Origin of the sequence: Pseudomonas lini, from assembly GCF_001042905.1 — a bacterium.
GTDB lineage: Bacteria > Pseudomonadota > Gammaproteobacteria > Pseudomonadales > Pseudomonadaceae > Aquipseudomonas > Aquipseudomonas lini.
Genome location: NZ_JYLB01000007.1, coordinates 264,327 through 284,373, shown reverse-complemented (window position 1 = coordinate 284,373; position 20,047 = coordinate 264,327). Strand labels below are relative to the sequence as shown.

The window sequence follows — 20,047 nt, the reverse complement described above, 5'->3', positions numbered from 1 at the left end:
ACAAAACCTGCTGAATCGCATCAGTAACGCCGGTAACACCCCACACGTAACAATGCGGTAACACACACAATTGACTTCCCGGGTTCTCCTCACGACTATAGGCGTCCCGCTGCCGCCAACGCGGCGCCAAAGGGCGCAATCCAGGCCTTACAAGCACCACGAAAGAAGGTGCGCCTGTATAAATGACGAATCACGCGCGTTACTCGCAGTAGTTTCCATAGCGCCTGTAATGAGGATTTTTTTCATGCCAGCCATCACCCTGACCACGCTCCAGAGCCTCAAGCAGAAAGGTGAAAAGATCACCATGCTGACCTGCTATGACGCGACCTTCGCCCATGCCTGCAATGAGGCCGGGGTTGAAGTGCTGCTGGTGGGCGACTCCCTCGGCATGGTCTTGCAAGGTCACGACAGCACCCTGCCGGTGACCACCGCTGAAATGGCCTACCACGTGGCGGCCGTCAAACGCGGCAACGCCGATGCCCTGATCCTCGCCGACCTGCCCTTCATGGCCTACGCCACCATTGAACAAACCATGACCAACAGCGCCCTGTTGATGCAGGCCGGTGCGCACATGGTCAAGGTTGAAGGGGCATTGTGGCTCGCGGACTCGATCCGTCTGCTGGCCGAACGTGGCATCCCGGTGTGCGCGCACATGGGGCTGACACCGCAATCGGTCAACATCCTCGGCGGCTATAAAGTCCAGGGCCGCAACGAGAACCAGGCGCGGCAGATGCGTGCCGACGCGATTGCCCTGGAACAGGCCGGTGCGGCCATGCTGCTGCTCGAATGCGTGCCCAGCGAACTGGCCGAAGAAATCACCCAGGCGGTGGGTATCCCGGTGATCGGCATCGGCGCCGGCAGCGGCACCGACGGCCAGGTGCTGGTCCTGCACGACATGCTTGGCCTGTCTATTACCGGCCGCGTACCAAAATTCGTGAAGAACTTCATGACTGGCCAAACCAGCATTCAAGCTGCCTTGAGCGCTTACGTCACTGAAGTCAAAGCGGCGACTTTCCCTGGCATCGAACACGGATTTTCTGCATGAACACCGTAAAAACCGTACGCGAACTGCGGGCAGCCGTGGCCCGTGCCCGTAGCGAAGGCAAGCGCATCGGCTTCGTGCCGACCATGGGCAACCTGCACAGCGGGCATATCGCGCTGATTACCAAAGCCACCCAACGGGTGGATTTCGTGGTCGCGAGCATTTTCGTCAACCCGCTGCAGTTCGGCGCCGGTGAAGACCTCGACAAGTACCCGCGGACCCTGGCCGCCGATCAGGAGAAACTGCTCCAGGCCGGCTGCCATCTGCTGTTCGCACCAACCGTCGAAGAAATGTACCCCGACGGCATGGCCGGCCAGACCCGCGTCAGCGTTCCGCAACTGTCTGAAGGCCTCTGCGGCGCCAGCCGTCCGGGGCATTTCGAAGGGGTTGCGACCGTAGTCAGCAAGCTGTTCAACATGGTCCAGCCGGACCTGGCGATTTTCGGCCAGAAAGACTTCCAGCAACTGGCGGTGATTCGCGCCCTGGTGCATGACCTGAACATGCCGATCCAGATCATCGGTGAGCCTACCGTACGTGCCGCCGATGGCTTGGCGCTGTCGTCGCGCAATGGTTTCCTCAGCGAAGAACAACGTGCCGTCGCGCCAGTGGTCTATCGCACCCTGACCCATATTGCCGATGCAATTAAACAGGGTGAGCGCGATTACCCGACGTTGATCAACGAACAGATCAAACAGCTTGAAGCCGCCGGCCTGCGTGCGGACTATCTGGAAATTCGCCATGCACTGACCTTGCGTCCGGCGACGGCGGAAGATCGGGATCTGGTGATTCTAGTGGCGGCGTTCCTGGGCACGACGCGGTTGATCGACAACCTGCATCTGAATCTCGACGCGCCAGCCTGAGCACCGCAAAACCAATGTGGGAGCGGGCTTGCTCGCGAAAGCGGTATGACAGTCAACGATGATGTTGAATGTGATGGCCTCTTCGCGAGCAAGCCCGCTCCCACATTGTATCTACGTCGTGTCCAGACTGTATTGCCGCCCACAAAGCCTTCGGGCAAACTGCCCGCCGTTCGATTCCGACCTGGGGAAACACTCATGCACGCCATCATGCTCAAGGCCAAGCTGCATCGCGCCGAAGTCACCCACGCTGTACTCGATTACGAAGGCTCTTGCGCCATCGACGGCGAATGGCTGGACCTGTCCGGCATCCGTGAGTACGAACAGATCCAGATCTACAACATCGACAACGGCGAACGCTTCACCACCTACGCGATTCGTGGCGAAGAAGGTTCGCGCATGATTTCGGTCAACGGTGCCGCGGCGCACAAGGCCAAGGTCGGCGACCGCGTGATCATCTGTGCTTACGCCCACTACAGCGAAGCCGAACTGCTCAACTTCAAGCCGCGCATGCTCTACATGGCGCCGGGTAACGAGCTGAGCCACACCAGTAATGCCATTCCGGTTCAGGTCGCCTGATCGAGCCGCGTCCCCTGTCAGCCTTCCGTTTGTCGGACCGCTCCCGGTTTAAATGTTAAAAAAGTACCGGGAGCAGGTCAGACAAAGTCAAGACAGATTGCAGCGCGAGGTTTACTGTATTCGCCCTGCGCCATGAAATCGTGTCGACGCAGTTGACCGGACGCCCACCCGCAGCGCTCCGGGATTTTAGTGTTCAAAAGGCCGTTCAAGTAAAAGGAAAACCGCAGCGATGGCGTATTACCGCACTCCTCACGACGTTACCGCTCTGCCCGCCTGGCAAGCGTTGAATGACCACCGCCAAGCCATGCAGGATTTCAGCATGCGCGAAGCCTTTAATGCCGATCCGCAGCGTTTTACTCAATTCACCCTCAGCAGTTGCGGCCTGTTTCTCGACTACTCGAAAAACCTGATCAACGCCGAGACCCGCAACCTGCTGGTGGGCCTGGCCAACGAAGTCGATCTCAAGGGCGCGATCAAAGCGCTGTTCGATGGCGAAATCGTCAACTCTTCCGAAGGCCGTCCCGCGCTGCACACCGCACTGCGCCGCCCGGTGGGCGACAAGCTGTCGGTCAACGGCGTCAACGTGATGCCCGATGTGCACAAGGTGCTGAACCAGATCACCGACCTCGTAGGTCGCATCCACGATGGGTTGTGGCGCGGTTACACCGAGAAGCCGATCACTGACGTGGTGAACATCGGCATCGGTGGCTCGTTCCTCGGCCCTGAGCTGGTGTCCGAAGCGCTGCTGTCCTACGCCCAGAAAGGCGTGCGCTGCCATTACCTGGCGAACATCGACGGCAGTGAATTCCACGAACTGACCATGAAGCTGCGCGCCGAGACCACGCTGTTCATCGTCTCGTCGAAATCCTTCAACACCCTCGAAACCCTGAAAAACGCCCAGGCCGCACGCGCCTGGTACCTGGCTCAGGGTGGTTCGGAAGCCGAGCTGTACCGTCACTTCATCGCCGTTTCCAGCAACAATGCGGCGGCGGTAGCGTTCGGTATTCGCGAAGAAAACATCTTCCCGATGTGGGACTGGGTTGGCGGGCGTTACTCGCTGTGGTCGGCTATCGGTCTGCCGATTGCACTGGCCATCGGCATGTCGAACTTCAAGGAACTGCTGTCCGGTGCCTACACCATGGACCAGCACTTCCAGAGCGCGCCATTCGAACAGAACATGCCGGTGCTGCTGGCGTTGCTCGGTGTCTGGTACGGCAACTTCTGGGGCGCGCAAAGCCACGCGATCCTGCCGTACGACCACTACCTGCGCAACATCACCAAACACTTGCAACAGCTGGATATGGAATCCAACGGCAAGAGCGTGCGCCAGGACGGCACGCCAGTGTCCACCGATACCGGCCCGGTGATCTGGGGCGGCGTTGGCTGCAACGGTCAGCACGCTTACCACCAGTTGCTGCACCAAGGCACCCAGCTGATTCCGGCTGACTTTATCGTGCCGATCGTCAGCTTCAACCCGGTGTCCGACCACCACCAGTGGCTGTACGCCAACTGCCTGTCGCAAAGCCAGGCGCTGATGCTGGGCAAGACCCGCGCCGAGGCCGAAGCCGAGCTGCGTGACAAGGGCATGAGCGAGGACGAAGTGCAGAAGCTGGCGGCACACAAGGTGATCCCGGGCAACCGTCCGAGTAACACGTTGGTGGTCGAACGCATCAGCCCGCGTCGTCTTGGCGCACTGGTGGCGCTGTACGAACACAAAGTCTTCGTGCAAAGCGTGGTCTGGGGCATCAACGCCTTCGACCAGTGGGGTGTAGAGCTGGGCAAGGAGCTGGGCAAAGGCGTCTACAACCGCCTGGTCGGCAGCGAAGAAACCCCGGCCGACGATGCCTCCACCCAAGGCTTGATCAACTACTTCCGCGGTCGTCACCGCGGGTGATAGGCTGAAGGGGCGGTCTACCCGCCCCTTCACTTGTAGCAACGACAGTTCCACGGCACCGGGTTTACCGCAAAATCGGTGGCGTGCGCTATCACTGTAGGAGCTGCCGAAGGCTGCGATCTTTTGATCTTGATTGTAAAAAACAAGATCAAAAGATCGCAGCCTTCGGCAGCTCCTACGAGGGTCGCGCAGCTCCCCTCTTGTCGCAAAACAAGAATAAGGAACCGTCATGTTCGATATCAGCACGTTCCCCAAAGCCGATGCCGTCCGCCGGGCTGCACAGTTAAGTCAAGACGACTACCAACGCCTGTACCGCCAATCCATCGAGCATCCCAGCACCTTCTGGGCCGAACAGGCCACACGCTTTCTCGACTGGAGCGCGCCGTGGCAAACCGTCCAGCGTTACGACCTGAAAACCGGTGAGGCGAGCTGGTTCGCTGGTGCAACGTTAAACGTCAGTTACAACTGCATCGACCGTCACCTGGAAAAACGCGGCGATCAAATCGCGATCATCTGGGAAGGCGATGACCCCGCCGAATCCGCCCAGATCACCTACAAAAAACTTCATCACAACGTCTGTCGACTGGCCAACGTGCTCAAAAGCCGTGGCGTGAAGAAAGGCGACCGCGTGTGCATCTACATGCCGATGATCCCCGAAGCCGCCTATGCCATGCTCGCCTGCGCGCGCATCGGCGCGATTCATTCGGTGGTGTTCGGCGGCTTCTCCCCGGACTCGCTGCGTGACCGGATTCTCGACGCCGATTGCCGCACCGTGATCACTGCCGACGAAGGCGTGCGCGGCGGTAAATTCGTGCCGCTCAAACAGAACGTCGACACCGCGCTGCAAAGCTGCCCCGACGTGAACACCGTGATCGTGGTCGAACGCACCCAAGGCCAGGTTAACTGGGTCGACGATCGGGACATCTGGTACCACCAGGCTTTGCGCGACGTCAGCGATGACTGCCCGCCAGAGCCGATGGAGGCCGAAGACCCGCTGTTCATCCTCTACACCTCCGGCAGCACCGGTAAGCCCAAAGGCGTGCTGCACACCACCGGCGGCTACTTGCTGCAAGTCGCCATGACCTTCAAGTACGTGCTCGACTATCGCGATGGTGAAGTTTTCTGGTGCACCGCCGATGTCGGCTGGGTCACCGGCCACAGCTACATCGTCTACGGGCCGCTGGCCAACGGGGCGACCACGCTGATCTTCGAAGGTGTGCCGAGCTACCCCAGCACTTCGCGCTTCTGGCAGGTGATCGACAAGCACCACGTGAACATCTTCTACACCGCTCCGACCGCGTTGCGCGCGTTGATGCGTGAAGGCCCCGAGCCGCTGAAGGAAACGTCCCGCGAGAGCCTGCGGTTACTCGGTACCGTCGGTGAGCCGATCAACCCGGAAGCCTGGGAATGGTATTTCAATACGGTCGGCGAGCAGCGCTGCCCGATTGTCGATACCTGGTGGCAGACCGAAACCGGCGGCATCATGCTCAGCCCGCTGGTCAGCACCCAACGGATCAAACCTGGTTGCGCCACCCAACCGATGTTCGGCGTGCAACCGGTATTGCTCGACGAACACGGTAAGGAAATCAAAGGCGCCGGCAGCGGCATACTGGCCATCAAGTCCAGCTGGCCGGCGCAGATCCGCAGCGTCTACGGCGACCCGAAACGGATGATCGAAACCTACTTCAAGCCCTATCCCGGCTATTACTTCACCGGCGATGGTGCTCGCCGTGACGAGGACGGCGACTACTGGATCACCGGGCGCATCGACGACGTGATCAACGTCTCCGGGCACCGCATCGGCACGGCCGAAGTAGAAAGCGCACTGGTGCTGCACGACAGCATCGCCGAGGCCGCCGTAGTCGGTTACCCCCATGACGTCAAAGGCCAGGGCATCTATGCCTTCGTCACGCCCATGAATGGCACCGAACCCAACGACGAACTGAAGAAACAATTGCTGGCGCATGTCAGCAAGGAAATCGGCAGCTTCGCCAAACCGGACTTGATCCAATGGGCTCCGGCCTTGCCGAAAACCCGTTCGGGCAAGATCATGCGACGAATCCTGCGCAAGATCGCCTGCAACGAACTGGACAGCCTGGGCGACACCTCGACCCTCGCCGACCCGAGCGTGGTGCAAGGGCTGATTGATCAACGTCTGAACCAATGAGCCCTTGTTGTGTACTGGCCGTCGAACGCTAATCACATCCCTGTGGGAGCGAGGCTTGCCCGCGAAGAACGATAACTCGGTACAACAGATAAACCGCGTCATCGTTCTTCGCGGGCAAGCCTCGCTCCTACAGGTTCAGGTTCAGGTTCTTCATCGCCCAAGCTGTTAAACTCCCGCGCCCCCAATTCCCTCCTGCAAGGCGCCCAGCATGTCTTCCTTGAATCAGGCGCTGTGCGCCGCCCTCGATCGTCGCCAGGACCTGCTCGCCGAGCTGCATCAGCAAGGCACCGATTGCTATCGCCTGTTCCACGGCAGCCAGGAAGGCGCCGGCGGCTTGACCATCGACCGCTATGGCCCGCAACTGTTGGTGCAGAGTTTTCATCAGGCACTGGAGCGTGACGCCCTGCTGCAACTGCACGAGACCGTCAATCAACAGCTGGGCCTCGACACCCTGCTGGTCTACAACGACCGTTCCCGTGGCAACTCGCGCATCGACCGCGAAGACACCGTCTACCGCGCCGACGAAGCCGCCCTGCAAGATTTGATCGGCCACGAATGGGGACTGAACTACCGGGTTCGCGGGCGCCACGCTGGCCAGGACCCGTTGCTGTTTCTCGACCTGCGCAACGCTCGCGGCTGGGTCAAGGCGCACAGCAAAAACAAAAGTGTGCTGAACCTGTTTGCCTACACCTGTGGCGTTGGCCTCAGCGCTGCGGCGGGTGGTGCGAGCGAGGTGTGTAACCTGGACTTTGCCGAAGGCAACTTGGCGGTCGGCCGCGAGAACGGTCTGCTCAACCCGCAATTGCCGACGATGGAATTCATCCAGTCCGATTACTTTCCGGCGATTCGTCAATTGGCCGGCCTGCCAATCAGCCAGCGTCGCGGCCAGAAGCTGCCGAGCTATCAACGTCTGGACCCGCGTCAGTACGATCTGGTGCTACTCGATCCACCGGCCTGGGCCAAAAGCGCTTTCGGCACGGTCGACCTGTTGCGTGACTACCAAAGCCTGCTCAAACCGGCACTGCTGACCACCGCCGACGATGGCGTGCTGATCTGTTGCAACAACCTGGCGAAGGTCAGCATGGACGATTGGCGCGAACAGGTTCTGCGCTGCGCAGAGAAGGCCGGGCGCCCAGTGCGTGAGTGGACAGCGCTGACACCGGGCAGCGATTTCCCGTCGATGGACCAGCAGCCGCCGTTGAAAACGCTGATCCTGCAGCTCTGAAAATCCGCACCGATAATCAGATAAATCCTATAAAGCGTGGTTGCTTCGGAACCGCAAACGCATGCCATACTCCAAGGCACTCCGATTCCGACAGATGAAGCCGCACATGCCCAAAGGATTGATTCGCGCTATCGGCGCCTTGTTGACTGCCCTGGCTCTTTATAGCCTGTTGGGGTTTCTGATTTTGCCGGGCATCGCGTTGCGAATCGCCAACCAACAATTGGCCAACTACGCCACGACGCCCGCGACGATTTCACGGATCGAACTCAACCCGTTCAGCCTCGAAGTCACCCTCTGGGGTCTGGTCATCGGCGAGCCGGGCAAGGAGCAAGTGGGCTTCGAACGTCTATACGCCAACTTGCAGATCGACAGCCTCTGGACCAAGGCGCTGCACCTGTCCGATATCGAACTGGACAAACCCAAGACCGAAATCCTCTTCAGCAAGGACGGCAAACTCAACCTGCTCGGCCTGTTCAAAATCCCCGCCAGCGAACCGACCCCGGTCGATCCGGAAGCCAAGCCATTCCCGCTGCGCGTGGAGCGGATCAAACTGGTCAGCGGCTCCGTCCATTTCGAGGATGCACGCCCCAGCGAACCCATCGAATTCCTCTACGACAAACTCGATTTCGAACTGAAAAACCTCAGCACCTTGCCCGAAGACAGCGCCGACATGACGTTGGTGGCCATCGGCCCGGCAGGTGGACAGATCGACTGGACCGGTAACTTCAGCCTGATCCCGATCGCCTCCGAAGGTAAGCTGAAAATCACCGACGGCAAGATGAAATCCTTTTGGCCCTATGTGCGCGATGCTGTGCCGCTCGCACTCGAAGATGGCGTGGTCAGCCTCAGCACCGACTACAAGCTCAACCTGGCCAAGGAAACCGAACTGCTGCTGAGCAACGTTGCCGTCAGCGTCGCGCCATTCGCCATCAAGACTGCGGACGGTCGACCGCTGGCGAAGCTCGAGCGGCTGGACATCAGCGAAACCACCGTGGACCTGGCAAAACAGCAAGTGGTGGTCGGCAAGATCCGCAGCCAGAAACTGGAAACCTGGGCCGCCCTCGAAGCCGATGGGCAACTCGATTGGCAAAAACTGTTCGCCAGCCAGCCGTCCAAAGCGGCCAACAAAGCCAATGCCGAGCCAGCCAGCGCGCCGGCAGTAGCCGATTCGCCGAAGCCTGAACCGACCGCGCCGAGCAAGCCTTGGCAGGTTCTGCTCAAAGACGTGCAGCTACGTGATTATCAGGTGCACCTGGCCGACCGCAAGGCCCAACCGGAGGTGGCGCTGGAGCTGGGCCCGCTGAACCTGGACCTGCAAAATTTCGACAGCCTCAATGGCTCACCTTTCAACCTCAAGCTCGACACCGGCGTGGGCAAGCAAGGCAAGATAACAGCAGATGGCGTGGTCAATCTGGCCCCGATCAGCGCCAAACTGAACGTGCAGACCAAGGACATCGATCTGCGCGTCGCCCAGTCCTACATCAACCCGTTCATTCGTCTCGAACTGCGCAGCGGCATGTTGGGTAGTGATCTGGCGGTCGACCTGAAAAGCACCGAACCGTTGGCGTTCAGCGTCACAGGTAAAGCCCAGGTCGATCAACTGCATACCCTCGACACCCTGAAGACCCGCGACTTCCTCAAGTGGCAACAGTTGGTGCTCGAAGGCCTGAACTATCAGCATGGCGATAGTCTGTCGATCGACAAGGTCAACCTGTTCCAACCCTATGCGCGCTTCATGATCAACGATGATCGCACCACCAACATTGATGACCTGCTGATCCCGCAACCGGCCGATTCCGGCACCACAGCCGCCGCGGCCAAACCGGCAGCCGGAAAAGAAAAACCGCTGGGCATCCACATTGGCGGCATAGCCATCAATGATGGTTCGGCAAACTTCGCCGACTTCAGCCTGACCCCGAACTTCGCCACTGCTGTTCAACAGCTCAACGGGAAGATCGGCACCATCGACAGCCGCCAGGCAAAACCGGCCAGTGTCGACGTCAAAGGCAAGGTCGACCGCTATGCGCCGGTGACCATCAAGGGTTCGGTCAACCCGTTCGACCCGATGGCCAGCCTGGACATCGCCACCAGTTTCAAACGGGTCGAACTGACCACCTTGACGCCCTACTCCGGCAAGTTCGCCGGTTACCGTATCCGCAAGGGCCGACTCAATCTCGACCTGCATTACAAGATCACCAACGGTCAGCTCCTGGCCGAAAACAAAGTGGTGGTCGAGCAGTTGCAACTGGGTGAAAAGGTCGACAGCCCGGACGCGGTGAGCCTGCCGCTGAAATTGGCGATTGCCTTGCTCAAGGATGTCGACGGCAAGATTTCCATCGAGCTGCCGGTGAGCGGCGACCTGAACAATCCACAGTTCAGTGTCATGCCTATTATCTGGCAGACCCTGCGCAACCTGATCGTGAAAGCAGCCGCAGCGCCATTCAAAATGATTGGCGGGCTGGTGAGCGGCGGTGGTTCGGAAGACTTGGGCACCGTGGCATTTGCACCGGGTTCAAGCGACCTGAGCAAAGACGCTGAAACAGCGCTGGTCAAATTGTCCCAGGCGCTCAAGGAACGTCCGGCCCTGCGCCTGGAAATCGAAGGCACCGCCGCCAAGACCAGCGATGGCCCGCTGATTGCCGAGCAACGTCTGGAGCGGGAATACCAATACAACTACTACAAAATGCTCCAGCGCCGCGGTGACAAAGTGCCGGCTCAGGCGTCGTTGCTGAAAGTGCCGGACAACGAGAAAGGCCCGCTGCTTGAAGGGATCTACCGCACACGCCTCAAGACTCAGCCGCCTGCCGAATGGAAGGACTTGGGCAAGGAAGAGCGCAGTAAAAAAATGCGTGAAGGCGTGATCGCGTTCTGGAGCTCCAGCGAGGTGCTGTTGCGTCAACTCGGGCAAGAACGAGCCAGCAGCATCAAGGATTATCTGGTGGACAAGGGTCAGTTGGCCGATGACCGCGTGTACTTCATCGACGCCAGCCTCGGCGAAGCAGAAAGCGATGGCCGGGTTATCACGCCTTTGCACCTGGATGCCGAGTGATGGGCACTCGCTGGCTTTTGAGCCTGGCTCTGATGCTGATTGCCGGCCAGGCAGCGGCGGCCGACACCTTGCGCTGCGGTAGTCAATTGATTAGCGTCGGGGACAGGGCCGACGAAGTGCTGCAAAAATGCGGAGAGCCTGTTGCCCGCGACGTGTTGGGCTACAAGCGCAGCGCCAATCGGCGGGAAGAGTTTCAGGTCGAGGAATGGACCTACGGGCCCAACAGCGGGATGTACCAGTACCTGCGCTTTGAAGGAAACCGGCTGGTTCGAATCACCAGCAAGCGTGGCAACTGAACAGATCAAAAGATCGCAGCCTTCGGCAGCTCCTACAGGTGTACTCATTCCCATGTAGGAGCTGCCGAAGGCTGCGATCTTTTGATCTTTCTTTTGATCTTTGTTCCCCAAAATAGAACAGGCCCCGACACGGATGCCGGGGCCTGTAATGGCCACGTCCTTGTGGCCTTCGCATGAACTCTCAAGTAGCGGCAGACGTATGACTCGGCCCGTCTACCGCACCTTCTCCCGGTCCAGGCGAGAAGCCTTGTCTTACTCGGATTTCAGGCCGTCAGCGGACACCGCTTTGACACCTTTGATGTTCTTGGCGATAGCCACGGCGGTTGTTTTCTGAGCGTCTGTCAGAACAGTCATGGAAGACAGGGAAACAACGCCTTTGTTGGTTTCGACTTTGATGTCGGTGCCTGGGATGCCTTTTTCGGTTACCAGGTCTGCTTTGACTTTGGTCGTGATCCAGGTATCGGAAACATCCTCTTTCGCTTCAGTAACTTCACCGGCGGCCAGCATCATGGGTGCCTGAGTCGCTTGGGTGGTCTGTGCAAATGCAGCGTTGGCCATGGTCAGGGTCAACGCGGTAGCAGTAGCGGCAGCGATAGCGAACTTCTTCATACGAGTAACTCCTGTATTTCTGGAAAGTCTGCTGCGTGTCTTGTCAGCAGGGTTACAGGAGATAGTGCGAACGCTGTGCCAACGACTCGATAAAAAATAAATACTTGCAAATCAACAGCTTATAAAAATAGGTGACTTTCGAAATCATGCAAATTGCATGACTACGAAATTATCTACATGCAACTTGCGGGTTTTAACGCAGGCCTAAGGCCATGAATTGTCGGGATTTTCTTGATTATCTAAATCGCCCTTAAATGCCGAGCAAAAAAATGCCCCGCGTCGTGGAACGCGGGGCCTTTGAAGGATGAAAATGGATCAGGCGCCAGTGCAGCCTTTAGGCGCGTATTCCTGTTCAGCCGTGGTGGCACATGTCCAGCCACCGGTGAGTGTACGTGTAAGCGTAATGGTTTTGCTGAGCACCGGCCCTGGAGCGTTGAGAATCGTGCAGCCAATAGTGCCTGCACCGTCAGCGGCGGTACCCGATGCCGTAATCGTGCAATTACCGGTGGTCACCGTACCGCCGATCAGTGCGAGGGTGGGGTTAGTGCCCTGGTTGATGATGTCTTCGAAAGGCACTTTCAGTGCCGAAATTTCTGCAAGGGCAGCGGTTACTTTCGCCCGCGCCTGGTACTTCGAATACTGCGGCAATGCGAACGTTGCCAGAATCCCGATGATCGCCACCACGATCAGCAGTTCAATCAGGGTAAAACCATTTTGATTTTTCATAGACAGGCTCCATGCATGAGTCGAAATCTCATGATCTGAACAAGGCACAGCACAGGTCATGCCAAGCCGCGCGCGCCCCTGCCTGCGGGGCGCGAGATCACGCTAAAGACCTTTCCTACCCCAAGGATCCGCACTATCTGACACTTTTTGTCACCTCACCCCGGCTGGTTTGGTTCCACTGCTTGACTAGGCTATAAGACATTAACCGCCTGCGTCCGGAATCCCAATGAATGACATCGCCCTTAGCGGTCTGGCCAAGCAATTGGTGCTGGCCGAACTGATCACTGACCAAAGTGCGCAACAGGCGTATCAGCAGGCCCAACGCAATCGAATTTCGCTGGTCAGCTATCTGGTGCAAAACAAGCTGCTGAAAAGCTGGCAGGTCGCCGAGGTGGCCTCGGAACATTTCGGCATGGCCCTGCTGGACCTCAACTGCCTGGACAAGGACACCCAACCCCGAGGGCTGGTCAGCGAGAAGCTGATCCGTCAGCACCACGCCCTGCCCCTCTGGCGGCGTGGTAACAAGCTGTTCGTGGGGATTTCCGACCCGACCAATCATCAAGCCATCAACGACATCCAGTTCAGCACCGGGCTGAGTACCGAAGCCATTCTGGTGGAGGAAGACAAGCTCAGCGACGCCATCGAAAAATTCTTCGACAACCACTCCACTGGCCTGGAAGACATGGCCGATGTCGACCTCGACGGGCTGGACATCGAGTCGGTCGATGAGCAGAAACAGGACCCCATTGCAGGGCAAGATACTGATGACGCGCCCGTGGTGCGATTCGTCCACAAGATGCTGCTCGATGCGATCAAGAGCGGCTCTTCCGACCTGCATTTCGAGCCCTATGAAAAAATCTACCGCGTGCGGATGCGCACCGATGGCATGCTGCGGGAGGTCGCCAGGCCGCCGACACAACTGGCCAACCGAATTGCGTCCCGGCTGAAGATCATGGCCAGCCTCGACATCTCCGAGCGACGCAAACCCCAGGACGGGCGAATCAAGATGCACCTGTCCAAAAGCAAGTCCATCGACTTTCGGGTCAACACTCTGCCGACCTTATGGGGCGAGAAAGTGGTGATACGGATCCTCGACCCGTCCAGTGCCCAAATGGGCATCGATGCCCTCGGCTACGAACCCGACCAGAAAGACCTGTACATGGCCGCCCTCAAGCAGCCACAGGGGATGATCCTGGTGACCGGCCCCACCGGCTCGGGCAAGACCGTGTCGCTCTATACCGGGCTGAACATCCTCAACACCGTCGACATCAATATTTCCACCGCCGAAGACCCGGTAGAAATCAACATTGAAGGCATCAACCAGGTCAACGTCAATCCGAGGCAGGGACTGGATTTCGCCCAGGCGTTGCGCTCGTTTCTGCGTCAGGACCCGGATGTGATCATGGTCGGCGAAATCCGCGACCTCGAAACCGCCGAAATCGCCATCAAGGCTGCCCAGACCGGGCACATGGTGCTTTCCACCCTGCACACCAACAGCGCCGCGCAAACCCTGACCCGCCTGCACAACATGGGGATTCAGGGGTTCAACATCGCGACCTCGGTCAGCCTGATCATCGCCCAGCGCCTGGCGCGCAAACTGTGCAGTCATTGCAAAAAGCCCATCGAGATTCCCCGCGAGGCGTTGCTCAAAGAAGGCTTTCCCGAGGAACGCATCGGCTCGTTCACGATCTATGAACCGGTCGGTTGCGATCAGTGCAACAACGGTTACAAAGGGCGAGTAGGGATTTATGAAGTGGTAAAGAACACCCCAGACCTGCAGCGGCTGATCATGGCCGAAGGCAATTCACTGGAAATCGACATCCAGATGCGTAAGGACGGCTTCAACGACCTGCGTACTTCGGGCCTGCTCAAGGCCATGCAAGGCATCACCAGCCTTGAAGAAATCAACCGGGTCACGAAGGACTGAACATGGCGGTCAAAGCAGCGAAAATAAGCGTATATGCCTGGGAAGGCACAGACAAAAAAGGCACAAGAATGACCGGCGAATTGACCGGCCAGAATCCCGCGCTGATCAAGGCTCAGTTACGCAAGCAAGGGATCAACCCGGGCAAGGTGCGGAAAAAAACCGCGTCCATTTTCAGTGCCGGCAAACGCATCAAGGCCCTGGACATTGCCCTGTTTACCCGGCAGATGGCGACCATGATGAAAGCCGGCGTACCGCTGCTGCAATCGTTCGACATTATCGGCGAGGGCTTCGACAACCCGAACATGCGCAAGCTGGTGGACGAGGTGAAACAGGAAGTCGCGGCCGGTAACAGTTTCGCCGCCGCCCTGCGCAAAAAGCCCCAGTATTTCGATGAGCTGTACTGCAACCTGGTGGATGCCGGCGAACAGGCCGGCGCCCTGGATACCTTGCTGGAACGGGTGGCGACCTACAAGGAAAAGAGCGAAAGCCTCAAGGCCAAGATCAAGAAAGCCATGACCTACCCGCTGGCGGTGGTGTTCGTCGCGATCATTGTGACCGGTATTCTGCTGGTCAAGGTTGTGCCGCAGTTCGAGTCGGTGTTCTCGGGGTTTGGCGCCGAGCTGCCAGGGTTCACCGTGATGGTCATCGGCTTGTCGGAGTTCCTGCAGGCCTGGTGGTGGATGGTGCTCGGCATGCTGGGCGCGCTGGTCTTCGGCGTCCGCCATGCCTTTAAAAAGTCCCCGGGCTTTCGGGACCGGATGGACACCTGGCTGCTGAAACTGCCGTTGGTTGGCGCGCTCATGTACAAGTCCGCCGTGGCCCGTTACGCCCGCACCTTGTCGACGACATTTGCCGCCGGGGTGCCACTGGTCGAAGCCCTGGATTCAGTGGCAGGCGCGACCGGCAACATCGTGTTCAAGCGAGCGGTGTTACGCATCAAGCAGGATGTTTCCACCGGCATGCAGCTGAATTTTGCCATGCGCACCTCCGGCATCTTTCCGAACATGGCGATCCAGATGACGGCCATCGGCGAAGAGTCCGGCGCACTGGACGACATGCTCGACAAAGTCGCGAGTTTCTATGAGGACGAAGTGGATAACATGGTCGACAACCTGACCAGTCTGATGGAGCCTTTCATCATGGTGGTGCTGGGGGTTATCGTCGGCGGCCTGGTGGTTGCGATGTACCTGCCCATCTTCCAACTCGGCTCAGCGATCTGATATGTCCGTGAACGAATTTTTGAGTCTCGACCCGCTGGCCTTTACGATCACCGCATTGGTGATCGGCTTGCTGATCGGCAGTTTCCTCAACGTGGTGGTTTGGCGCCTGCCGAAAATGCTTGAGCGTGAATGGCGCTTGCAAGCCCATGACGTCCTGGATTTGCCACCCGAAGCCCCCGGCCCGGCTTACAACCTGATACTGCCTCACTCCGAGTGCCCCGACTGCGGCCATCGGATTCGAGCGTGGGAAAACATTCCCGTACTCAGTTATCTGTTTTTACGTGGGCGATGCTCGAACTGCGCGACGCCGATCAGCAAACGTTACCCGCTGACCGAACTGGCCTGCGGCGTACTGTCGGCGTTCGTCGCCTGGCATTTCGGTTTCGGCTGGCAGGCCTGCATGGTGCTGGTCCTGAGCTGGGGCCTGTTGGCGATGAGCCTGATCGACGCCGAACACCAGCTGTTGCCGGACGTGCTGGTGCTACCGTTGATATGGCTGGGGTTGATCGTCAACAGCTTCGGGCTCTTCGTGTCTCTGCATGACGCGCTCTGGGGCGCGGTGGCCGGCTACATGGCGCTGTGGACGGTGTTCTGGCTGTTCAAGCTGATCACCGGCAAGGACGGCATGGGCTACGGTGACTTCAAGCTCTTGGCGATGCTTGGCGCTTGGGGCGGCTGGCAGATCTTGCCGCTGACCATCCTGCTGTCATCGCTGCTGGGCGCCATCATCGGGGTGATTTTGCTGCGCCTGCGGGATGCGAAAACCTCGACGCCGCTGCCCTTTGGCCCCTATCTGGCCATTTCCGGCTGGATTGCCTTGCTCTGGGGTGGTCAAATAACCGGCTTCTATTGGCAGTTTGTCGGTTTGAAATGAATACCCCTGTGGAAAAACCCTGGATTCTCGGCCTTACCGGCGGCATCGGCAGCGGCAAAAGCGCGGCCGCCCAACACTTTATCGACCTGGGTGTGCACGTGGTCGACGCTGATCATGCGGCTCGCTGGGTGGTCGAACCCGGTCGCCCGGCACTGGCGAAGATCGCCGAGCACTTTGGCCCCGGCGTGCTGCAAGCCGACGGCCAACTGGATCGCGCGGCGCTGCGCAAGCTGATCTTCGAAGTGCCGGATGAACGCCGCTGGCTCGAAGCACTGCTGCATCCGCTGATCGCCGAAGAAATCACCCACCATCTGGCCAAGGCACAATCGTCTTACGCGATTCTGGTTTCGCCGCTGCTGATCGAGTCCGGGCAGTACGCCATGACCCAACGGGTTTTGGTGATCGATGCTCCGGAACAGTTACAGATCGAACGCACGCTGCAGCGTGACCAGACCAGCGAACAGCAGGTCCAGGCGATCCTCAAGGCCCAGTCCAGCCGACAGGACCGCGTGAGCCATGCCGACGATGTGGTGGTCAACGACCGCGACCTCGCCTGGCTGCACAGCGAGGTCGAACGCCTGCATCACTTTTACCTTACTTTGCGTGGAGGCCAGTCATGAGCCAAACCCCAACCGTCGATTGCCCAACCTGTGGCGCCCCTGTCGAATGGAGCCCCGAGAACACATTCCGGCCGTTCTGCTCGGACCGTTGCAAACTGATCGACCTGGGCGCCTGGGCGTCGGAAGAACACAAGATCCCGGTGGGCCCGGATGCCGAGGACGAAATGTTCAGCGAAGACTTCGACCCGCGTCACTGATCACGCCCCTCAGGGCCGCATAAAGCCATAGTCCTGGCCCTCGTCGAGGTTCTCGGCGAGAAACCGCAACTCATCGGCCAGGTCTTCGATATTGCGTACCGCCTTGCTCTGCTGCACCACCGCACTGAGCAAGGCGCGCAGGCTCAATCCCGGATCGAAGCCCACCTCTTGCGCCACATCCAGACTCTGACGCAACTCCTGCCGGGCCCACTCATACACACTCATGCCATTGCTCCTGAAGGTTTTCCAGAGCATGGATTCGGCAACGTTTTTTGGATTTGATGTGGATCAAGATTTGGGATCGTCGTCCTTCCAGGGCGCCGAAAGGTAGCGCGTGCGATTGAACGTCTCCAGCCATTCGGGGCAGAACACCACCAATGCGCTGACCACCATGCCGTTGATAAATGCTTCGGGAAAAATCAGCAGCCATAGATAACCGACAAAATCTTCCAGCCAATAGGGCATGGCGAAACGTTCGTCGTACCACAGCAATGTGAGCGCCAGAATCAAACACAACAGGGCCGACAACGCAGCGGCAAAAAAACCGGAACAGAAGATGTACACAAAAGGATTACGCGGCTGCGCGCGCTCGACCAGAATCGCGCAGCACTCGGTAATCAGCACCGGCAGCAGAATCAGCAACGCGCCATTGACCCCCATGGCCGCCATGTCCTGCCGACCGAGCAGCACCAATCCCGCTTGCGCGACCAACCCGCCGACAATCGCCAACGGCCAATCCAGCAGTAATGTCACCGCCGTCATGCCGATGAAGTGATAGGACACGCCCGTGTCGAAGTCCCGTCGCACCAGCCAGAGCATGAACAGCGCGAACACCGTGCCGAACAACAGATGCTGACGGCGGCTGTCGCTGAACAGTTCGACCCAAGGGGCTCGCGCAATAGCCCAGATCAGCACCGGTACATAGATCAACCACCCCACCGTCAGGGTTTCGGAGGACAGTAACTCGGCACCGATCATGGCTGGGCACACTCCCTTGTCTGCCGAAAGAGAACAGGGCTTCAGTCTACACCGCCCTTTGTACGCCCTTCGACTTTGCTCCGTAGGGTCGTTTTACGATTGGGGCATATCCGTTACCGAAGAAACGGATATCTACACAATCAAAAAGAGGCCGCGATTGTTACGTTTCCTGCAAGGCTGAATCAGACCCAGGCCCCTTTATCGATTGCGGGCAAAGACTAAAATCCAAGCATCGGAATCGACACGGAGCACAGAAAAATGAAAACCTTGACCAGCCTGTTTCTGACCCTCGCCGCCACCTCGGCCCTGGCCGCCGGCAACGAGCCAGCCGCCACCTCGTACAACCCGGCGCAGCCGATGGACATCGCCAAGGTGGTTTCAGTGACGAACACCGCAACCGCCTGCGGGGTTGTGCCTGCGACCATGGAGTATGTCGATCATCAGGGCCAGACCCATCGCGTGACGTACGAAGTCATGGGTGACTGCACCACTGATCTGTGATCGCCCTGGTTCATAACAGCTTCCAGGTGTAACTGAGGATCAGGCGGTTTTCGTCGATATCGCTGCGGTAGTTGGAGCGCGCCATGACGTTGCGAACACGGATCCCGAGGCCTTTGAGACTGCCGCTCTGCAGCACATAGCCGATATCCAGATCGCGCTCGCGGTCCTTGCCTTCAAAGCCTTTGCCGGTATCGACATTGTTGCCGGTGATGTAGCGCACGGTGCTGGTCAGCCCCGGCACGCCGAGGGCCGCGAAATCGTAGTCGTAACGTGCCTGCCAGGAGCGTTCATCGGTGAAGGCAAACTCGTAGGTCGGCACTTCATTGCCCAGTGGCGAGATGTTGGCAAAAACTCGCGGGAAGGCGCTGTCGCCGAACATGCCCTGATAGCCGACATAAAACGTGTGGCCGCCGCGCTTGGCCGACAGCAAGGAGAAGAACGCCTGGTTGTCGATATTGCCCAGCAACTTTTTGCCGTCTTCACGCGAATCGTAATAGCCAAGGTTGGCGCCCAGGGTCCAGTCGCCCATCGGCTCGCTGTGCTTGAGGCCGAGAAAGCGCTGGTTGTAGATATCTTCCAGTTGCCCGAACCAGGCGCTGACCGAGCTGCGTTTGTCATTGAAGGCGTAATCGGCGCCAGCAAAGTTGAAACCATCGCTGCTGACCTGACGCTGCGGTACATGACCGAGCATGGCTTGCATCTTTTCGTCGCCGGCCTCGTTGCGCAGGCTGGTCGAATTCAAGTGGCCACCTTGCAAGGTCAGCCCATCAATCTCATTGGAGCTGATGCTCGCGCCCTGATAGCTGGGCGGCAGCAACCGGATATCGCTGAAGGCCAGCACCGGCACGTTGGGTTGCAACTCACCCACTTTCAGCTCGGTCTTGGAGTAACGCATCTTCAGCGCACCTTCCAGACGGTTGTACTCATTCGCTGCGCGCCCGTTATCGCGCACCGGCAGCAAACCGGTGTTGACCCGGTCCGGACTGCTGTCGAGCTTGAGGCCGAGCAGGCCAATGACATCCACACCAAAACCGACCGGGCCCTGGGTATAACCGGATTTGACGTTGAGGATGAAGCCTTGCGCCCACTCTTCGGCCTTCGACTGTTGATTGGCCCCGACGATGTCCGAGAAGTCCCGGCTGAAGTAATAGTTACGCGCCTGCAAGGTGGCCGTGGTGTCTTCGATGAAGCCTCCCTCGGCAGCCATCACGCCACTGGAAAAAATCGAGACGAACGCCAGGGACAACACTGAACCGGTTGTTGGAAGAATCTGTTTCATCGTTTTT

At 58.8% G+C, this 20,047-nt stretch carries 19 protein-coding genes; 14 read left to right on the top strand and 5 right to left on the bottom strand.

Annotated elements, in window-relative coordinates; translation table 11 throughout:
- Nucleotides 1–244 precede the first annotated feature (244 nt).
- The 8 genes from panB (at nt 245) to TU81_RS21850 (ending at nt 11,109) form a co-directional block, all read left to right on the top strand.
- Nucleotides 245–1,045, top strand: coding sequence for a 3-methyl-2-oxobutanoate hydroxymethyltransferase (gene panB / locus TU81_RS21885; RefSeq protein ID WP_048396496.1), 801 nt, complete (start codon nt 245–247; stop codon nt 1,043–1,045).
- Nucleotides 1,042–1,902 (top strand): pantoate--beta-alanine ligase, encoded by an 861-nt coding sequence (panC, locus tag TU81_RS21880; protein WP_048396495.1) that lies wholly within the window; start codon nt 1,042–1,044, stop codon nt 1,900–1,902. The genes panB and panC overlap by 4 nt, the downstream gene beginning before the upstream one ends.
- A 195-nt stretch (nt 1,903–2,097) precedes the next feature.
- Nucleotides 2,098–2,478: an aspartate 1-decarboxylase gene (gene panD, locus TU81_RS21875; RefSeq protein ID WP_008153310.1), complete on the top strand. Its 381-nt coding sequence runs from the start codon at nt 2,098–2,100 to the stop codon at nt 2,476–2,478.
- A gap of 229 nt (nt 2,479–2,707) precedes the next feature.
- The gene (gene pgi / locus TU81_RS21870; RefSeq protein WP_038981528.1) at nt 2,708–4,372 is read left to right on the top strand and encodes a glucose-6-phosphate isomerase; all 1,665 of its coding nucleotides are present in this window, start codon (nt 2,708–2,710) and stop codon (nt 4,370–4,372) included.
- Nucleotides 4,373–4,601: 229 nt separating this feature from the next.
- Nucleotides 4,602–6,539, top strand: a complete 1,938-nt coding sequence (gene acs / locus TU81_RS21865; RefSeq protein ID WP_038981527.1) for an acetate--CoA ligase — start codon at nt 4,602–4,604, stop codon at nt 6,537–6,539.
- Between the two features lie 208 nt (nt 6,540–6,747).
- Complete coding sequence (locus tag TU81_RS21860; protein WP_008015108.1) at nt 6,748–7,764, top strand: class I SAM-dependent rRNA methyltransferase; 1,017 nt, start codon at nt 6,748–6,750, stop codon at nt 7,762–7,764.
- A gap of 61 nt (nt 7,765–7,825) precedes the next feature.
- A complete protein-coding gene (locus TU81_RS21855) occupies nt 7,826–10,813 on the top strand; it encodes a DUF748 domain-containing protein (RefSeq protein WP_048396494.1) in 2,988 nt (995 codons plus the stop codon).
- The gene (locus TU81_RS21850) at nt 10,813–11,109 is read left to right on the top strand and encodes a DUF2845 domain-containing protein (protein ID WP_048396493.1); all 297 of its coding nucleotides are present in this window, start codon (nt 10,813–10,815) and stop codon (nt 11,107–11,109) included. Before TU81_RS21855 ends, TU81_RS21850 begins: the two co-directional genes overlap by 1 nt.
- A 252-nt stretch (nt 11,110–11,361) precedes the next feature.
- Here the strand turns inward: TU81_RS21850 and TU81_RS21845 are convergent, their stop codons facing one another.
- Nucleotides 11,362–11,718 (bottom strand): BON domain-containing protein, encoded by a 357-nt coding sequence (locus tag TU81_RS21845; protein WP_048396492.1) that lies wholly within the window; start codon nt 11,716–11,718, stop codon nt 11,362–11,364.
- A 315-nt stretch (nt 11,719–12,033) separates the two neighbouring features.
- Complete coding sequence (locus tag TU81_RS21840) at nt 12,034–12,444, bottom strand: pilin (RefSeq protein WP_038981523.1); 411 nt, start codon at nt 12,442–12,444, stop codon at nt 12,034–12,036.
- A 226-nt stretch (nt 12,445–12,670) separates the two neighbouring features.
- Between TU81_RS21840 and pilB the strand changes: the two genes are divergently transcribed.
- From pilB to yacG, 5 genes are read left to right on the top strand one after another with little or no spacing between them, the layout of a single operon-like run.
- Complete coding sequence (pilB, locus tag TU81_RS21835; RefSeq protein ID WP_038981522.1) at nt 12,671–14,371, top strand: type IV-A pilus assembly ATPase PilB; 1,701 nt, start codon at nt 12,671–12,673, stop codon at nt 14,369–14,371.
- A gap of 2 nt (nt 14,372–14,373) precedes the next feature.
- Nucleotides 14,374–15,591 carry a type II secretion system F family protein gene (locus tag TU81_RS21830; RefSeq protein WP_038981521.1) on the top strand — a complete coding sequence of 406 codons (1,218 nt, stop codon included), beginning with the start codon at nt 14,374–14,376 and terminating at the stop codon, nt 15,589–15,591.
- A 1-nt stretch (nt 15,592) separates the two neighbouring features.
- Complete coding sequence (locus TU81_RS21825; protein WP_038981520.1) at nt 15,593–16,465, top strand: prepilin peptidase; 873 nt, start codon at nt 15,593–15,595, stop codon at nt 16,463–16,465.
- Nucleotides 16,462–17,085: a dephospho-CoA kinase gene (coaE, locus tag TU81_RS21820; protein ID WP_038981519.1), complete on the top strand. Its 624-nt coding sequence runs from the start codon at nt 16,462–16,464 to the stop codon at nt 17,083–17,085. The genes TU81_RS21825 and coaE overlap by 4 nt, the downstream gene beginning before the upstream one ends.
- On the top strand, nt 17,082–17,282 hold the full coding sequence (gene yacG, locus TU81_RS21815; protein WP_038981518.1) for a DNA gyrase inhibitor YacG: 201 nt from the start codon (nt 17,082–17,084) through the stop codon (nt 17,280–17,282). Before coaE ends, yacG begins: the two co-directional genes overlap by 4 nt.
- A gap of 9 nt (nt 17,283–17,291) precedes the next feature.
- On the opposite strand, the gene TU81_RS21810 is transcribed toward yacG, so the two are convergent.
- Nucleotides 17,292–17,507, bottom strand: coding sequence for a hypothetical protein (locus tag TU81_RS21810; RefSeq protein ID WP_007938959.1), 216 nt, complete (start codon nt 17,505–17,507; stop codon nt 17,292–17,294).
- Nucleotides 17,508–17,570: 63 nt separating this feature from the next.
- On the bottom strand, nt 17,571–18,260 hold the full coding sequence (locus tag TU81_RS21805; protein ID WP_038981517.1) for an energy-coupling factor ABC transporter permease: 690 nt from the start codon (nt 18,258–18,260) through the stop codon (nt 17,571–17,573).
- Between the two features lie 258 nt (nt 18,261–18,518).
- On the opposite strand from TU81_RS21805, the gene TU81_RS21800 reads away from it, so the two are divergent.
- The gene (locus TU81_RS21800) at nt 18,519–18,761 is read left to right on the top strand and encodes a DUF2790 domain-containing protein (RefSeq protein WP_038981516.1); all 243 of its coding nucleotides are present in this window, start codon (nt 18,519–18,521) and stop codon (nt 18,759–18,761) included.
- A gap of 10 nt (nt 18,762–18,771) precedes the next feature.
- On the opposite strand, the gene TU81_RS21795 is transcribed toward TU81_RS21800, so the two are convergent.
- The gene (locus tag TU81_RS21795; protein WP_038981515.1) at nt 18,772–20,040 is read right to left on the bottom strand and encodes an OprD family porin; all 1,269 of its coding nucleotides are present in this window, start codon (nt 20,038–20,040) and stop codon (nt 18,772–18,774) included.
- Nucleotides 20,041–20,047: the final 7 nt, after the last annotated feature.

What these genes read in the sequence shown, in the direction of transcription:
- TU81_RS21825 (WP_038981520.1), top strand. Translation starts at nt 15,593, where the DNA reads ATGTCCGTGAACGAATTTTTGAGTCTCGACCCGCTGGCCTTTACGATC.
- pilB (WP_038981522.1), top strand. Translation starts at nt 12,671, where the DNA reads ATGAATGACATCGCCCTTAGCGGTCTGGCCAAGCAATTGGTGCTGGCC.
- panD (WP_008153310.1), top strand. Translation starts at nt 2,098, where the DNA reads ATGCACGCCATCATGCTCAAGGCCAAGCTGCATCGCGCCGAAGTCACC.
- coaE (WP_038981519.1), top strand. Translation starts at nt 16,462, where the DNA reads ATGAATACCCCTGTGGAAAAACCCTGGATTCTCGGCCTTACCGGCGGC.
- TU81_RS21840 (WP_038981523.1), bottom strand. Translation starts at nt 12,444, where the DNA reads ATGAAAAATCAAAATGGTTTTACCCTGATTGAACTGCTGATCGTGGTG.
- yacG (WP_038981518.1), top strand. Translation starts at nt 17,082, where the DNA reads ATGAGCCAAACCCCAACCGTCGATTGCCCAACCTGTGGCGCCCCTGTC.
- TU81_RS21855 (WP_048396494.1), top strand. Translation starts at nt 7,826, where the DNA reads ATGCCATACTCCAAGGCACTCCGATTCCGACAGATGAAGCCGCACATG.
- TU81_RS21850 (WP_048396493.1), top strand. Translation starts at nt 10,813, where the DNA reads ATGGGCACTCGCTGGCTTTTGAGCCTGGCTCTGATGCTGATTGCCGGC.
- TU81_RS21830 (WP_038981521.1), top strand. Translation starts at nt 14,374, where the DNA reads ATGGCGGTCAAAGCAGCGAAAATAAGCGTATATGCCTGGGAAGGCACA.
- TU81_RS21810 (WP_007938959.1), bottom strand. Translation starts at nt 17,507, where the DNA reads ATGAGTGTGTATGAGTGGGCCCGGCAGGAGTTGCGTCAGAGTCTGGAT.
- panB (WP_048396496.1), top strand. Translation starts at nt 245, where the DNA reads ATGCCAGCCATCACCCTGACCACGCTCCAGAGCCTCAAGCAGAAAGGT.
- panC (WP_048396495.1), top strand. Translation starts at nt 1,042, where the DNA reads ATGAACACCGTAAAAACCGTACGCGAACTGCGGGCAGCCGTGGCCCGT.
- acs (WP_038981527.1), top strand. Translation starts at nt 4,602, where the DNA reads ATGTTCGATATCAGCACGTTCCCCAAAGCCGATGCCGTCCGCCGGGCT.
- TU81_RS21845 (WP_048396492.1), bottom strand. Translation starts at nt 11,718, where the DNA reads ATGAAGAAGTTCGCTATCGCTGCCGCTACTGCTACCGCGTTGACCCTG.
- TU81_RS21805 (WP_038981517.1), bottom strand. Translation starts at nt 18,260, where the DNA reads ATGATCGGTGCCGAGTTACTGTCCTCCGAAACCCTGACGGTGGGGTGG.
- TU81_RS21860 (WP_008015108.1), top strand. Translation starts at nt 6,748, where the DNA reads ATGTCTTCCTTGAATCAGGCGCTGTGCGCCGCCCTCGATCGTCGCCAG.
- TU81_RS21800 (WP_038981516.1), top strand. Translation starts at nt 18,519, where the DNA reads ATGAAAACCTTGACCAGCCTGTTTCTGACCCTCGCCGCCACCTCGGCC.
- pgi (WP_038981528.1), top strand. Translation starts at nt 2,708, where the DNA reads ATGGCGTATTACCGCACTCCTCACGACGTTACCGCTCTGCCCGCCTGG.
- TU81_RS21795 (WP_038981515.1), bottom strand. Translation starts at nt 20,040, where the DNA reads ATGAAACAGATTCTTCCAACAACCGGTTCAGTGTTGTCCCTGGCGTTC.